The sequence below is a fragment of the Streptomyces sp. NPDC052016 genome, from assembly GCF_044548445.1.
GTDB lineage: Bacteria > Actinomycetota > Actinomycetes > Streptomycetales > Streptomycetaceae > Streptomyces.
The window spans coordinates 73,181-86,580 of the sequence record NZ_JBIUBX010000028.1 but is presented as its reverse complement, the minus strand read 5'-3'; the positions used below and the strand labels follow the sequence as shown (position 1 = coordinate 86,580).

Below are 13,400 nucleotides of genomic sequence, written 5' to 3'. Positions count from 1 at the left end.
ACGGTTGGGGAGGCTGGCGAACGTGAGCGCGGGAGAGCCCGGATCGGTGGTGCGGCGGATGCTGCTCGGTTCGCAACTACGGCGACTGCGTGAGGCCCGCGGCATCACGCGCGAGGCGGCGGGCTACTCGATCCGCGCCTCGGAGTCGAAGATCAGCCGTATGGAGCTGGGCCGGGTGAGCTTCAAGACGCGTGACGTGGAAGACCTGTTGACGCTGTACGGCATCACGGACGACACCGAGCGCCAGTCGCTCGTCTCCCTCGCCCGCGAGGCCAACGTGGCCGGGTGGTGGCACAGCTACTCGGACGTGCTCCCCAACTGGTTCCCCACGTACGTCGGTCTGGAGGGCGCGGCCTCGCTGATCCGCGCGTACGAGGTCCAGTTCGTGCACGGACTGCTGCAGACGGAGGCGTACGCGCACGCGGTGGTGGAGCGCGGCATGAAGGGCGCGAGCGCGGCCGACATCGACCGGCGGGTGGCACTGCGCCTGGAGCGGCAGAAGTACCTCGTGGCCGAGAACGCCCCCGACTTCCACATCGTCCTCGACGAGGCCGCCCTGCGCCGGCCGTACGGCGACCGTGAGGTGATGCGCGGGCAGCTCCAGCACCTGATCGACATCTCCGAACGCCCCAACGTGCGGCTGCAGGTCATGCCGTTCAGCTTCGGCGGGCACTCCGGGGAGAGCGGCGCCTTCACCATCCTGAGCTTCCCGGAGTCCGACCTGTCGGACGTCGTCTACCTGGAACAGCTCACCAGCGCCCTCTATCTGGACAAGCGCGAGGACGTCGCCCAGTACGAACAGGCGTTGAAGGAGCTCCAGAAGGACAGTCCCGGCCCCGAGGAGAGCCGGCACCTGCTGCGCGGTCTGCTCCAGCTGTCCTAGAAGTTGCCCTCGAGTAACTCCAGGAACCCCCCAACTCCTGTTCGACACCCGTACGATGACGTGTGATCAGATCGTGACGTCGATCGCAGCGCAGGGGATTGAGGGATCACATGTCGTCCTACTTCACCGACCTGGCCCAGCAGTACATCGACGGTGAGTGGCGCCCGGGGACCGGCTCCTGGGACATCATCGACCTCAACCCCCACGACGGCGAGAAGCTGGCCTCGATCACCATAGCCACGGTCGACGAGATAGATCAGGCCTACCGGGCCGCCGCCCGCGCCCAGAAGGCCTGGGCCGCGACCAACTCCTACGCCCGCCGGTCCGTCTTCGAGAAGGTGCTGCGCCTCGTCGAGGAGCGCGAGCAGGAGATCACCGAGGCGATCATCGCCGAGCTCGGCGGCACCGGTCTGAAGGCCGCCTTCGAGCTCCACCTCGCCAAGGAGTTCCTCCGCGAGTCGATCCACCTGGCGCTGCGCCCCGAGGGACGGATCATCCCCTCGCCGGTCGACGGCAAGGAGAACCGCCTCTACCGCGTGCCGGTGGGCGTCGTCGGCGTGATCAGCCCCTTCAACTTCCCCTTCCTGCTGTCGCTGAAGTCCGTCGCGCCCGCCCTGGCGCTCGGCAACGCGGTCGTCCTCAAGCCCCACCAGGACACCCCGATCGTCGGCGGCACGCTGGTCGCGAAGCTCTTCGAGGACGCTGGCCTGCCCGCAGGCCTGCTCAACGTCGTCCTCACCGACGTGGCCGAGATCGGTGACGCCTTCATCGAGCACCCCGTCCCGCGGGTCATCTCCTTCACCGGCTCCGACAAGGTCGGCCGCCACGTGGCCACGGTCTGCGCCGCCCACTTCAAGCGCAGCGTCCTGGAACTGGGCGGCAACAGCGCCCTCGTCGTCCTCGACGACGCCGACGTCGACTACGCGGTCGACGCGGCCGTCTTCAGCCGCTTCGTCCACCAGGGCCAGGTCTGCATGGCCGCCAACCGGGTCCTGGTCGACCGTTCGATCGCCGACGAGTTCACCGAGAAGTTCGTCGCCAAGGTGCGGTCGCTGAAGGCCGGCGACCCGCGCGACCCGGAGACGGTGATCGGCCCGGTCATCAACTCCTCGCAGGCGGAGTCCCTGTCCGCCGCGGTGGACCAGGCCCTCGCCGAAGGCGCGACGGCGCTGCTCCGGGGCGCGACCACCGGCAACCTCGTCGAGCCCTCCGTCCTGACGGACGTCCCCGCCGAGTCGCCCCTGCTGCGCCAGGAGCTCTTCGGCCCCGTCGTCCTCCTCATCCCCTTCGACGGCGAGGAGGAGGCCGTCCGCCTCGTCAACGACACCCCGTACGGCCTCAGCGGCGCGGTCCACACCGGCGACATCGAGCGCGGCGTCCGCTTCGCGCAGCAGATCGACACCGGCATGTTTCACGTCAACGACGGCACCGTCCACGACGAGCCCCTGGTGCCGTTCGGCGGTGAGAAGAACTCGGGAGTCGGCCGCCTGAACGGCGAGACGACGCTGGAGGCGTTCACCACGACGAAGTGGATCTCGATCCAGCACGGTCGCAGCGGCTTCCCCTTCTAATCTCCGGGGTCCTCTGGTCTCCGGGGTCCTTGGTCCCCGGGGTCCCTTTGGGTCGTCGGGGTCCCTTTCGGTCCCAGGGGTCCCTTTCGGTCCCCGGGTCCCTTCTGGTCTCGGGCGCGCCCCGGCTCTGGGCGGGATCCCGGTCCCGGCTCGCACCCCGGCTCTGGTCGCATCGGACCTTTTTCCGGCCCTCTTGCCGCGCCCGGACCCTTGCGGACAGAACCTGACCGCAAGGGTCCGTAGCGTCCTCGGTGTCAGGCAACAGGAGCCGATTCCGAGGAAAGGCGGCCGTCATGGTCACTCACGTGCGAGCCGAGGCGCAGGGCGACGAGCGGGGAGCGTTGCTCGCGTTCCTGGACGAGCAGCGCGGCGGCATCCGGCGGGCGGTGCTCGGGCTGACCGATGAGCAGGCGTCGAGCCGGCCCGACGCCAGCCAGCTGTCCCTCGCCGGGCTGGTCAAGCATGTGGCCGAGGTCGAGCAGGGCTGGGTGGCCCGGGCCAGGGGCGAGGAGCCGGCCGTCCGGCGCGACGCGTCGAACTGGCACGAGTGCTTCGTCCTGACCGACGGCGAGACCGTCGCCTCCCAGCTCGCGTACTGGGAGAAGGTCGCCGCCGGGACCGAGGACTTCGTCCGGTCGGTGCCCAGTCTCGACGACACGTTCGCGCTGCCGGACCAGCCGTGGTTCCCCCCGGAGGGTCGCGTCTCGATGCGCTGGCTGGTGCTGCACCTGATCCGCGAGACCGCCCGGCACGCCGGGCACGCCGACATCATCCGCGAGTCCCTGGACGGGAAGACGGCGTTCGAGCTGGTGGCGCTCGCCGAAAAGTGAGGTCCTAACCTGGACCGCATGTCAGCGATCCGTCTCCTCGTGCTCGGCGCGGTCCGCATGCACGGGCGGGCCCACGGCTACCAGGTGCGCAACGATCTGGAGTACTGGGGCGCGCACGAGTGGTCCCACGCCAAGCCCGGCTCCATCTACCACGCCCTGAAGCAGATGGCGAAGCAGGGGCTGCTGCACGCGCACGAGGTCGCCCCGTCCACGGTCGGCGGGCCGCCGCGCACGGAGTACGAGCTCACCGGGAAGGGCACCGAGGAGTACTTCGCCCTGCTGCGCGACGCGCTCGTCACGTACGACCAGCGCGGTGACGTGAAGACGGCGGCCATCGGCTTCCTGGTGGACCTGCCGAGGGCCGAGGCGGTGGCGCTCCTGAAGGAGCGGATCCGGCGGATCGAGGAATGGAGGGCCGCGGTCCTCGAGCACTACGTGCCCGAGGACGGACCCGAACAACTCGGCCACATCGGGGAGATCATGAACATGTGGGTCCACACGGCGGACTCCGAGGCCGAGTGGACCCACGGCCTCGTCGAGCGCGTCGAGGGCGGCGCCTACACCTTCGCCGACGAGGGCGAACCGTTCGTCGGCGTGCTGGCCGAGGGCCAGGAGAACCCGTACGCCACGGGGGAGCGGCATCCCGGGGACGACCGCTAATCAAGTTTGACTAAGGCGGAGCGCGGGGATACCTTCGCGCGGGTAGTCAAGTTTGACTAGCGAGGGAGTCCCAGTGGCCGACCCGGCGATCACCGTCGAAGGCGCACGCAAGAAGTACGGCGAGAAACACGCACTGGACGGGCTCGACCTGCGGGTCGCGCGCGGCACGGTGCACGGGGTGCTCGGCCCGAACGGCGCGGGCAAGACCACCCTGGTCCGGATCCTGTCCACCCTGCTGCGGCCCGACGCGGGCCGGATCGAGGTGGCCGGGCACGACGTGGTGCGGGAGGCGTACGCCGTACGTCGGCGCATCGGCCTGCTCGGCCAGCACGCGGCGCTCGACGAGGAGCTCGGCGGCCGGCAGAACCTGGAGCTGTTCGGCCGCCTGCACCACCTGGGTGCGCGACGGGCACGCGCCCGTGCCGACGAGCTCCTCGGCCGTTTCGACCTCACCGACACCGGCCGCAAGCCCGTGCGGCAGTACAGCGGCGGCATGCGACGCCGCCTGGATCTGGCGGCGTCCCTGATCACCGAGCCGGAGGTGCTCTTCCTGGACGAACCGACCACGGGTCTCGACCCGCGGGGCCGCGCCGAGGTGTGGAGCGCGGTCCGCTCCCTGGCCGGCGGCGGTACGACGGTCCTGCTCACCACCCAGTACCTGGAGGAGGCCGACCAGCTCGCCGACCGCATCTCGGTCGTCGACGCCGGCCGGGTCATCGCTCAGGGCTCGGCGGACGAGCTGAAGGCGGCCGTCGGCGGCGACCGCGTCGACGTGGTCCTGCGCGACGCCGGTCAACTCGGGGCGGCCGTCGTCCTGTTGCCGCTGGCCGGTGTCTCCGTGGACCCGGACCGCCGACTGCTCAGTGCCCCGGTCACCGACCGCATGGCCGCTCTCACCGGCGTCGTGCGCGCCCTGGAGGAGGCCGGTATCGAGGCGGAGGACGTCGCCCTGCGCCGCCCGACGCTGGACGAGGTGTTCCTGCACCTCACCGGAGGGGACCGCCGAGTGAAGGAGACCGTGTGACCACCTACGCGCTGACCGACTCCTGGACCATGACCCGCCGCGAACTCGCCCGCTGGGGGCGGCAGCCGGTCCCGGTGGCCGTCAACCTGTTCTTCCCGGTGATGCTGCTGCTGATGTTCGGCTACCTCATCGGCGGCGGCCGGGGCCTCGAGGGCGCCTACATCGGTTACCTGGTTCCCGGCATGCTGGCGCTCACCATGGCCTTCGGCCTGGAGGGCACGATGATCGCCGTCACCCAGGACCTCAACAAGGGGGTCATCGACCGCTTCCGCTCGATGCCCATGGCGGACGGGGCCGTGCTGGTGGGCCGTTCGGCCGCCGACATGCTCCAGTCGGCGCTGGCGCTGACGGTGCTGATCGCGGTGGGGTACGCGCTCGGCTGGCGCGCTCACGGCGGCCCGGCCGCCTTCCTGGGCGCCGTAGGGCTCCTGCTGCTGTTCCGGTTCGCGATGCTGTGGATCGGCATCCACCTGGCGCTGGTGGCCGGGAAACCCGAGATGGTGCAGGCCGTGCAGATCCTGGTCTGGCCGGTCGGCTTCCTCTCCAACGCGCTGGCCACGCCCGAGTCCATGCCCGACTGGCTGGGCACGGTCGTCGAGTGGAACCCCATGTCCCGTACGGCGAGCGCCGTACGGGATCTGTTCGGCACCCCGGGCGCGGAGTCCGGGCACGTGGCAGCGGCGCTCATCTGGCCGCTGGTGCTGCTCGCGGTGTTCTTCCCTCTCGCGGTACGGAGGTTCGCCCGCCTCAGCCGCTGACACCCCCTAGTGGTGGAACCCGGTCGCCGCCGCCCGGTCGCGCGTCAGCGGGCGCGGCTGGCGGCGGAGTTCCGGCAGCAGCCGGGTCAGGTCCTCCACGAACAGGTCGGCCAGGTCGGACGAGAAGCCGTTGCGGCACACGACCCGCAGGACGGACAGGTCCTCGCGCCGCGGCGGGAAGGTGTACGCGGGCACCAGCCAGCCGCCCTCGCGCAGCCGCCGGGAGACGTCGAAGACGTCGTACGCCTCGACCTCAGGGGCCGTGGTGAAGGCGAAGACGGGCAGTTCGTCGCCCCGGGTCAGCAGCCGGAAGTCGCCCAGTTCCGCCACCCGGTCGGCGAGGTGCCGGGCGACGTCGCGCGTGGACTGCTGCACGGCCCGGTAGCCCTCGCGGCCCAGCCGCAGGAACGTGTAGTACTGCGCGACGACCTGGGCCCCGGGGCGCGAGAAGTTCAGCGCGAAGGTCGGCATGTCGCCGCCGAGGTAGTTGACGCGGAAGACGAGTTCCTCGGGCAGGGCCTCCTGGTCGCGCCACAGCGCCCAGCCGACCCCGGGGTAGACCAGCCCGTACTTGTGCCCCGACGTGTTGATCGACGCCACGCGCGCGAGGCGGAAGTCCCACACCAGGTCCTCGTCGAGGAAGGGCGCGACCATCCCGCCGGACGCGGCGTCCACGTGCACGGGGACGTCGAGGCCGGTGCGCTCCTGGAGGGCGTCCAGGGCCGCGCACAGGTCCGCGATCGGCTCGTAGGAGCCGTCGAAGGTGGAGCCGAGGATGCCCACGACCCCGATGGTGTCCTCGTCGCACAGCTCGGCGGCGGCCTGCGGGTCGAGATGGAAGCGGTCACCCTCCATGGGGACCTGACGGGACTCCACCTCCCAGAAGGTGCAGAACTTCTCCCAGCAGACCTGCACGTTGACGCCCATGACCAGGTTGGGCCGGGCGGTGCCGCCGGCGTTCCGCGCGCTCCAGCGCCGCTTGAGGGCCATCCCGGCGAGCATGCACGCCTCGCTCGACCCGGTGGTGGAACATCCCACGGCCGCCGACGGATCCGGCGCGTGCCACAGGTCGGCCAGCATCGCCACACAGCGCCGCTCCAGTTCGGCGGTGCGCGGGTACTCGTCCTTGTCGATCATGTTCTTGTCCCGGCACTCCGCCATCAGCACCCCGGCCTGCGGCTCCATCCACGTCGTGACGAACGTGGCCAGGTTCAGACGCGCGTTGCCGTCCAGCATCAGCTCGTCGTGCACGAGCTGGTACGCCGTCGACGGCGGCGTCGGAGCGTCCGGCAGACGGTGCTTGGGCGGCGCGTCGGTCATGCCGCCCACCGGGTCCGCCGAACCGTAGAAGGGGTTGACGGACAGGGGGCGCTCCGCGCGCTCGGGACCCTTGTGCAACGGCATGGACGTCACTCCCGGGGACGAAGGAAGGCTCGGACGAAATGGTCGATAAGAGACCCCGAGGGACCCATGATGTGCAGAAGGGAGCCCATCGCGCTCAACGGACGGATGTCCCGTCCTCCCTCAACTGCATCTGCGGCCGCCCCGTCACCAGCAGCCAGGCCGGCAGCGAGGCGATGCACAGCAGCGCGATGACGGTGGGGGAGGAGACCAGGACGGCGGCGACGAACAGGCTCACCCAGCCCTGCCGGGTGATGGCGAGGAGCGCCCCGAGCACGCCCGCCGCCACCCCGACCGCCGGATGCACCGCCGGCACGAGCGCGTGCGCGGTGAGACCGAGCGCGGCGCCGACGAACACGGCCGGGAAGATCCGCCCGCCCCGGAAGCCGCAGGACGCGGCGACGAGCAGCGCGGCCAGCTTCACCACCGTCATCGTCGCGAACTCCCCGGCCGTCCAGCCGTCGGGATCGCGGGCCAGCTCCCCGACCTCCGCCAGCCCTTTGAAGAGCGTCAGATGGCCGCCCAGGGCCCCGAGCAGCCCCAGGACGAGCCCGCCGGCCGGCAACATCAGCATCGGGTGCCGCAGCCGCGCGAACGCGCCGTGGACGTACGGGAAGGCCCGCACGGCGCCCAGGGTGAGCAGCGCGCCCGCCGACGCGATCACCATCGCCGCCAGCACGTCGCCCGCGTCCGGGCTCCCGAAGGGGGGCAGGCCGAGATCGAAGGAGGGGTGGGCCGCCAGGGTGGCCGTCATCGAGCCGGCCGCCGCGGCGACGAGCGGGGCGAAGACCTGGTCCCACAGCGGCCCCTTGCTCTGCCGCCCCGCCAGCGCCTCGGAGATCAGCAGCGCCGCCGCCACCGGCGTCCCGAACAGCGCGCCGATCGTCGCCGCCTCCGCCAGCACCGGCCACACCGGGCCCGGCATCCGGGGCAGCAGCCGTCGGCCCAGCCAGTAGGCGAGTCCCACGTTGACGGCGATGATCGGGTTCTCCGGGCCCAGACTCGGCCCGCCGGCCAGCATCAGGACGGTCGCCAGCAGCAGCCCCGGCAGGACGAGGGGCGGCAGCACCGGTGCGTCCAGCCCCATGGTGGCCGGATCGGGCCCCGCGTGCCCCGGCGCCTTCCACACCACGAGTCCGACCAGGACCCCCGTCGCGGTGAGCACGACCAGCATCCACGGCACCGAGTACCTGCCCACGCCCAGCGCGTCCGGCAGGGCCCCCCACAGCGCGTCCTGCAACCCCTCGGCCGCCGCGTCCACCAGCACCAGAAGAAGACTCGCCGCCACCCCGACGGCCAGGGCGGGCAGGACCAACGGCAACAGGGCGCGTGCCGGGGTCGCCGGAGCGGGGGTCGACTGTCGCGCGGTGTCCTGGGCCACCAGCTCACGATAAGTGGACAAACCCGACACAACACCCCGAAGGGCGGCCCCGCGGGGAAACGGGCTTGCACCTCACGTCACGTGAGGTCCCACTGTGGAGCGCGTACCGAGAAAGGAGCGGACGAAGTGAGCTACTCCGTCGGACAGGTGGCCGGCTTCGCCGGAGTCACGGTGCGGACCCTGCACCACTACGACGACATCGGCCTGCTCGTCCCGAGCGAGCGCAGCCCCGCGGGTCACCGGCGCTACGGCGACACCGACCTCGACCGGCTGCAGCAGATCCTGTTCTACCGGGAGCTCGGCTTCCCGCTCGACGAGGTCGCGGCCCTGCTCGACGACCCGGACGCCGACCCGCGCGCGCACCTGCGCCGGCAGCACGAACTGCTGACCGCCCGGATCGAGAAACTGCGGAAGATGGCCGCGGCCGTGGAACACGCCATGGAGGCACGCACGATGGGCATCAACCTGACCCCCGAGGAGCGCTTCGAGGTCTTCGGCGACAAGGACCCCGAGCAGTACGCGGAGGAGGCCGAACAGCGCTGGGGCGGCACGAACGAGTACGCCGAGTCGCAGCGCCGGGCCGCGAGCTACACCAAGGACGACTGGAAGCGCATGCAGGCCGAGGTGGCCTCCTGGAGCGAACGCTACGGCGCCCTGATGGCCGCCGGTGAACCGCCGACCGGAGAGGCGGCCATGGACCTGGCCGAGGAGCACCGGCAGCACATCTGCGGGTGGTTCTACGAGTGCTCGTACGAGCTGCACCGGTGCCTCGGCGAGATGTACGTCGCCGACGAGCGCTTCAAGGCGTTCTACGACTCCATGCGCCCGGGCCTCGCCGAGCACCTGAAGGAGGCGATCTCCGCCAACGCGGCCCGGCACACGGCGTCGTGAGGTCCCGGCCCGGAGTCACTCCCGGGCCAGGACCACCGCCGTCCCGTACGCGCACACCTCGGTGCCCACGTCCGCGGCCTCCGTCACGTCGAAGCGGAACGCCAGCACGGCGTTGGCGCCACGCGCGCGTGCCTGCTCGACCAGACGCTCCATGGCCTGGCTGCGGGTCTCGACCAGCGTCTTGGTGAGGCCCTTGAGCTCACCGCCGATCATCGACTTCAGCCCCGCGCCGATCTGGCTCCCCAGGTGCCGCGAGCGCACGGTGAGGCCGAAGACCTCGCCGATGACCTGCTCGACGCGGTGTCCGGGTACGTCGTTCGTGGTGACGACCAGTACGTCCGGCCGAGGGCCCTGCCCACCGCCGTAGTCCTCGATTCCCATGCCCACAGGTTTCCCCGGGAAAGGGCACAGTGCATCCTGGGGAGCCCCATGGAACCTGGGGCCGGGCGGCAGCGTTGATACGTTTGGGCAGCCAGCCCCCACCCCGTACCCCACAGCAGGAGCCACATCCCCGTGACCACGCTTGCGCTAGGCCCCGAGTGGCTCAGCCCGGACTACCTGATCGAGACCTTCAGCCTGCCCGGCATCCTGCTGATCGTCTTCGCCGAGTCCGGCCTCTTCGCCTTCCTCCCCGGCGACTCACTGCTGTTCACGGCGGGCCTCTTCGTGGCCGAGGGGCAGTACATCAGCCAGCCCCTGTGGCTGGTCTGCACCCTCATCGTGATCGCCGCCGTCGTCGGCGACCAAGTGGGCTACATGATCGGCAAGTTCCTCGGCCCGAAGCTGTTCAACCGGCCCAACTCCAAGCTCTTCAAACAGGAGAACCTGGAGAAGGCCCACGAGTTCATGGAGAAGTACGGCCCCAAGGCGATCGTCCTCGCCCGGTTCGTGCCCATCGTGCGTACCTTCGCGCCCATCGTCGCGGGCGCCGGCAGCATGAAGTACCGCACCTTCCTGTCGTACAACATCATCGGCGGTGTCGCCTGGGGCACGGGTGTCACCCTCGCGGGGTACTGGCTCGGCCAGATCGAGTTCATCAAGACGAACGTCGAGGCGATCCTCATCGTGATCGTGTTCGTCTCCGTCGTCCCGATCATCGTCGAGTACCTCCGCGAGCGCGGTAAGAAGAAGCGCGCGGCGGCGGAGCGGTCCGCGGCCCCGGCCCGCTCCGAGGCCCACGCTCCCGTCATGGACGACGCCACGACCCAGCTCCGCCGCATCGACCAGCACGAGCCGTACGGCGCCCGCCAGGACCAGGACGGCTACCACCAGGACTCCTACGGCGGACAGTACGACCAGCAGCAGCCGTACCCGGAGCAGCAGCCGTACCCCCAGCAGCAGCAGCGGTACCCGCAGCAGCAGCCGTACCCCCAGCAGGACTGGCAGCCCCAGCAGCAGCCGTACGGCGGCCAGCAGCACCAGAACGGCCAGTACCCGTACAACCAGGGTTACTAGACCGAGCCCCGGAGGACGCGGAGCCGCATCGACGTGCGGCTCCGCCGCGTGGCCGCGGCCGGCCACGACGAACTGGCGGCCGCCGTCGAGGAGCGTGCCGAGCCGGACGGCGCCCGCGTCAGAAGCCCCGTGTCCGCTTGGCGGCCCGCCTCTTCTCGGGCGACCCGATCCGCAGGAACAGCCGCGAGATCTCCGACCCCAGGTTCACCCCGATGGCGATGGCCATGGCCAGCGCCGCGGCCTTGCTCAACGACACCAGTCCGGCGTCGACCTCGTTCTGCGCGATCGCCAGCAGCCCGAAGTAGGTCGCGGAACCCGGCAGCAGGGGCCCGATCGCCGCGGTCGTGTAGGGCAGCGCCGACACGAAGCGGTACCGCGACAGCAGCTGGCCGAACAGCCCGACCACGCCCGCGGCGACCGCCGTGGAGGCCACCGGCGAGATCCCTCCGGCGTAGTGCATCGCGCCGTACACCGACCAGGCGACACCGCCGTTCAGCGTCACGGCCAGCACGGTGGACCGCTCCTGCTGGAGCAGGACCGCGAAGGTCAGCGACAGCAGCATCGACGCGCCGATCTGCCACAGCGGCCGCTCGGTGATCCCCAGCGCGGCGTCGGGATTGAGGTGCGCGCCGAGCTGCACACCGAGGTAGAGCATCACCAGCACCCCGACGACGATGCCCACGAAGAAGTACGTGACCTCCAGAAGACGCGCCGCCGCGGTGATGTAGAAGCCGGTCAGACCGTCCTGGACGCCCGCGACCAGCGCTCGTCCGGGCAGCAGCGCGAACAGACCACCGGTGATGACCGCGGACGCCTTCACGTCGACGTGCGCCAGCGTCAGCGCGACCCCCATCGCGGCCGGCGGCATCGCCGCGACCAGGAACTGGTAGAACTCCGGCAGCCCGCGCCCCGCGCACAGCCAGGCCAGCCGGTCACCCAGCATCGCGCCGAGCGCGGCGGCCACGAACACGACGACGTCACCGCCGACGAGCACCGAGGCCGCGCCCGCGAGCAGCCCGCTCGCCGAGGTCAGCACCCAGGTGGGGTAGGGGTGCCGGTTGCGCCGGATCTCCGCCAGCCGCCGGTAGGCCTCCTCCAGGGAGAGGTGCGTCTCCGGGTCGCTGAGGTCGTCGACGAGCTGGAACACGGCCGCCAGCCGCGTGTAGTCGGTGCCCCGGCGCCGCACGGTCCGCGACGCCGTCACCGGGTCCTCCACCAGGGACGGCTGGTAGGAGATCGACAGCAGTGTGAAGGTGACGTTCGGCTCGCACCGGTCGAGCCCGTAGGAGCGGCAGACCGCGAACATCGCGGCCTCCACGTCCTCGGCGCCCTCACCGCCCGCGAGCAGCAGCTCGCCGATGCGCAGGGTCAGGTCCAGCACGCGCGGGACGGCCGGACCGCCCTCCTCCGCCTTGGGGACCCGCTCCGGCGCCGGCCGCTCGGCCACCGGCATGCGCAGCATCGTGCGCATCCGGTCCTGCCAGGGCACGTCCTTGGTCAGACTGACCACGGGAAAGCCCTCGGCGGGCGTGAACGCGGCCGGGGCCTGTCGGGCGCTGTACGTGCTCGGCGGACTGAAAGCCGACCCCTCGGGCTCGCCCGGGACCGGCTGCGGGGCGTCCAGGCCCTCCGGGACGGCGAACTCCGACGTGGTCTCCGACTCGCCTCCCGTCCGCGGGACGGCCAGCCCCTCGGGAATCGCGAACTCGGAGGTGACCTCGGGATCGAACGTGCCACGCGCCTCGTCCGACCGTGGTGTGCGGTTCTCCGCCTCCGTCACTGAGCAACGCTCCCTGAACGACACATTCCGTAAGCCTCAGTATGCGCGGACGCGGCGGACCTATGCCTGGAGTGCCGCCGCGGGCCGGTGCACGCGGACAGGGGACGCGGACATGGCAAAGGGCCGCACGCGCGCGCGTGCGGCCCTCGCTCACAGCGGGTCAGTGACCGCCCTGCTCCTTGAAGCGCTTGTACGACCGCTCGATCTCGGCCTCGGCGTCGGTGCGGCCCACCCAGTTGGCGCCCTCGACGGACTTGCCGGGCTCCAGGTCCTTGTAGACCTCGAAGAAGTGCTGGATCTCCAGACGGTCGAACTCCGACACGTGGTGGATGTCGCGCAGGTGCTCCACGCGCGGGTCCGTCGCCGGGACGCACAGCAGCTTGTCGTCGCCGCCCGCCTCGTCCGTCATACGGAACATGCCGATCGCGCGGCAGCGGATGAGGCAGCCCGGGAAGGTCGGCTCGTCCAGGATGACCAGCGCGTCCAGCGGGTCGCCGTCCTCGCCGAGGGTGTTCTCGACGAAGCCGTAGTCGGTCGGGTAGGCGGTCGAGGTGAAGAGTCGACGGTCCAGGCGGATCCGACCGGTCTCGTGGTCCACCTCGTACTTGTTCCGCGAACCCTTCGGGATCTCGATCGTGACGTCGAACTCCACCGGTGGCTCCTCCATGATCAGCACATAGTTCTGGTGATTAAGTGTCCCTCACGCAGGTGTGTGATCGCGAAAGGGGCTGGTGGTCGTGCCAGAGCTGAGGCCTTGGCGAGCCGC

At 70.8% G+C, this 13,400-nt stretch carries 13 protein-coding genes; 8 read left to right on the top strand and 5 right to left on the bottom strand.

Annotated elements, in window-relative coordinates; all coding sequences use genetic code 11:
- Positions 1-58: 58 nt before the first annotated feature.
- From ACIHAR_RS30830 to ACIHAR_RS30805, 6 genes are all read left to right on the top strand, one after another.
- On the top strand, positions 59-883 hold the full coding sequence (locus ACIHAR_RS30830) for a helix-turn-helix domain-containing protein (protein WP_384652172.1): 825 nt from the start codon (positions 59-61) through the stop codon (positions 881-883).
- Positions 884-993: 110 nt separating this feature from the next.
- Positions 994-2,454: an aldehyde dehydrogenase family protein gene (locus ACIHAR_RS30825; RefSeq protein ID WP_400022732.1), complete on the top strand. Its 1,461-nt coding sequence runs from the start codon at positions 994-996 to the stop codon at positions 2,452-2,454.
- Between the two features lie 293 nt (positions 2,455-2,747).
- Positions 2,748-3,284 (top strand): DinB family protein, encoded by a 537-nt coding sequence (locus tag ACIHAR_RS30820; protein WP_400022731.1) that lies wholly within the window; start codon positions 2,748-2,750, stop codon positions 3,282-3,284.
- 18 nt (positions 3,285-3,302) lie between these two features.
- Positions 3,303-3,944, top strand: coding sequence for a PadR family transcriptional regulator (locus tag ACIHAR_RS30815; RefSeq protein WP_365461613.1), 642 nt, complete (start codon positions 3,303-3,305; stop codon positions 3,942-3,944).
- 73 nt (positions 3,945-4,017) lie between these two features.
- A complete protein-coding gene (locus ACIHAR_RS30810; RefSeq protein WP_400022730.1) occupies positions 4,018-4,968 on the top strand; it encodes an ATP-binding cassette domain-containing protein in 951 nt (316 codons plus the stop codon).
- Positions 4,965-5,726, top strand: a complete 762-nt coding sequence (locus ACIHAR_RS30805) for an ABC transporter permease (RefSeq protein ID WP_365461609.1) — start codon at positions 4,965-4,967, stop codon at positions 5,724-5,726. Before ACIHAR_RS30810 ends, ACIHAR_RS30805 begins: the two co-directional genes overlap by 4 nt.
- 6 nt (positions 5,727-5,732) lie before the next feature.
- Here the strand turns inward: ACIHAR_RS30805 and ACIHAR_RS30800 are convergent, their stop codons facing one another.
- Complete coding sequence (locus ACIHAR_RS30800; protein ID WP_365461607.1) at positions 5,733-7,130, bottom strand: glutamate decarboxylase; 1,398 nt, start codon at positions 7,128-7,130, stop codon at positions 5,733-5,735.
- Positions 7,131-7,224: 94 nt separating this feature from the next.
- Entirely contained in the window at positions 7,225-8,508 is a 1,284-nt protein-coding gene (locus ACIHAR_RS30795) for an ion channel protein (RefSeq protein ID WP_400022765.1), read from the bottom strand.
- A 126-nt stretch (positions 8,509-8,634) separates the two neighbouring features.
- Here ACIHAR_RS30795 and ACIHAR_RS30790 point away from each other — a divergent pair, with 126 nt between their 5' ends.
- Entirely contained in the window at positions 8,635-9,399 is a 765-nt protein-coding gene (locus ACIHAR_RS30790; RefSeq protein WP_365461603.1) for a MerR family transcriptional regulator, read from the top strand.
- 15 nt (positions 9,400-9,414) lie between these two features.
- Here the strand turns inward: ACIHAR_RS30790 and ACIHAR_RS30785 are convergent, their stop codons facing one another.
- On the bottom strand, positions 9,415-9,780 hold the full coding sequence (locus ACIHAR_RS30785) for a YbjQ family protein (protein WP_365461601.1): 366 nt from the start codon (positions 9,778-9,780) through the stop codon (positions 9,415-9,417).
- Between the two features lie 132 nt (positions 9,781-9,912).
- On the opposite strand from ACIHAR_RS30785, the gene ACIHAR_RS30780 reads away from it, so the two are divergent.
- The gene (locus ACIHAR_RS30780) at positions 9,913-10,854 is read left to right on the top strand and encodes a VTT domain-containing protein (RefSeq protein ID WP_365461599.1); all 942 of its coding nucleotides are present in this window, start codon (positions 9,913-9,915) and stop codon (positions 10,852-10,854) included.
- Between the two features lie 118 nt (positions 10,855-10,972).
- Here the strand turns inward: ACIHAR_RS30780 and ACIHAR_RS30775 are convergent, their stop codons facing one another.
- Both ACIHAR_RS30775 and ACIHAR_RS30770 read right to left on the bottom strand, forming a co-directional pair.
- Positions 10,973-12,634 carry a threonine/serine exporter ThrE family protein gene (locus ACIHAR_RS30775; protein ID WP_400022729.1) on the bottom strand — a complete coding sequence of 554 codons (1,662 nt, stop codon included), beginning with the start codon at positions 12,632-12,634 and terminating at the stop codon, positions 10,973-10,975.
- A 160-nt stretch (positions 12,635-12,794) separates the two neighbouring features.
- The gene (locus tag ACIHAR_RS30770; protein WP_029381130.1) at positions 12,795-13,286 is read right to left on the bottom strand and encodes an inorganic diphosphatase; all 492 of its coding nucleotides are present in this window, start codon (positions 13,284-13,286) and stop codon (positions 12,795-12,797) included.
- Positions 13,287-13,400: the final 114 nt, after the last annotated feature.

Excerpts from the sequence above, each read along its gene's own strand:
- ACIHAR_RS30825 (WP_400022732.1), top strand. The coding sequence starts at position 994 with ATGTCGTCCTACTTCACCGACCTGGCCCAGCAGTACATCGACGGTGAG.
- ACIHAR_RS30820 (WP_400022731.1), top strand. The coding sequence starts at position 2,748 with ATGGTCACTCACGTGCGAGCCGAGGCGCAGGGCGACGAGCGGGGAGCG.
- ACIHAR_RS30815 (WP_365461613.1), top strand. The coding sequence starts at position 3,303 with ATGTCAGCGATCCGTCTCCTCGTGCTCGGCGCGGTCCGCATGCACGGG.
- ACIHAR_RS30830 (WP_384652172.1), top strand. The coding sequence starts at position 59 with ATGCTGCTCGGTTCGCAACTACGGCGACTGCGTGAGGCCCGCGGCATC.
- ACIHAR_RS30800 (WP_365461607.1), bottom strand. The coding sequence starts at position 7,130 with ATGCCGTTGCACAAGGGTCCCGAGCGCGCGGAGCGCCCCCTGTCCGTC.
- ACIHAR_RS30785 (WP_365461601.1), bottom strand. The coding sequence starts at position 9,780 with ATGGGAATCGAGGACTACGGCGGTGGGCAGGGCCCTCGGCCGGACGTA.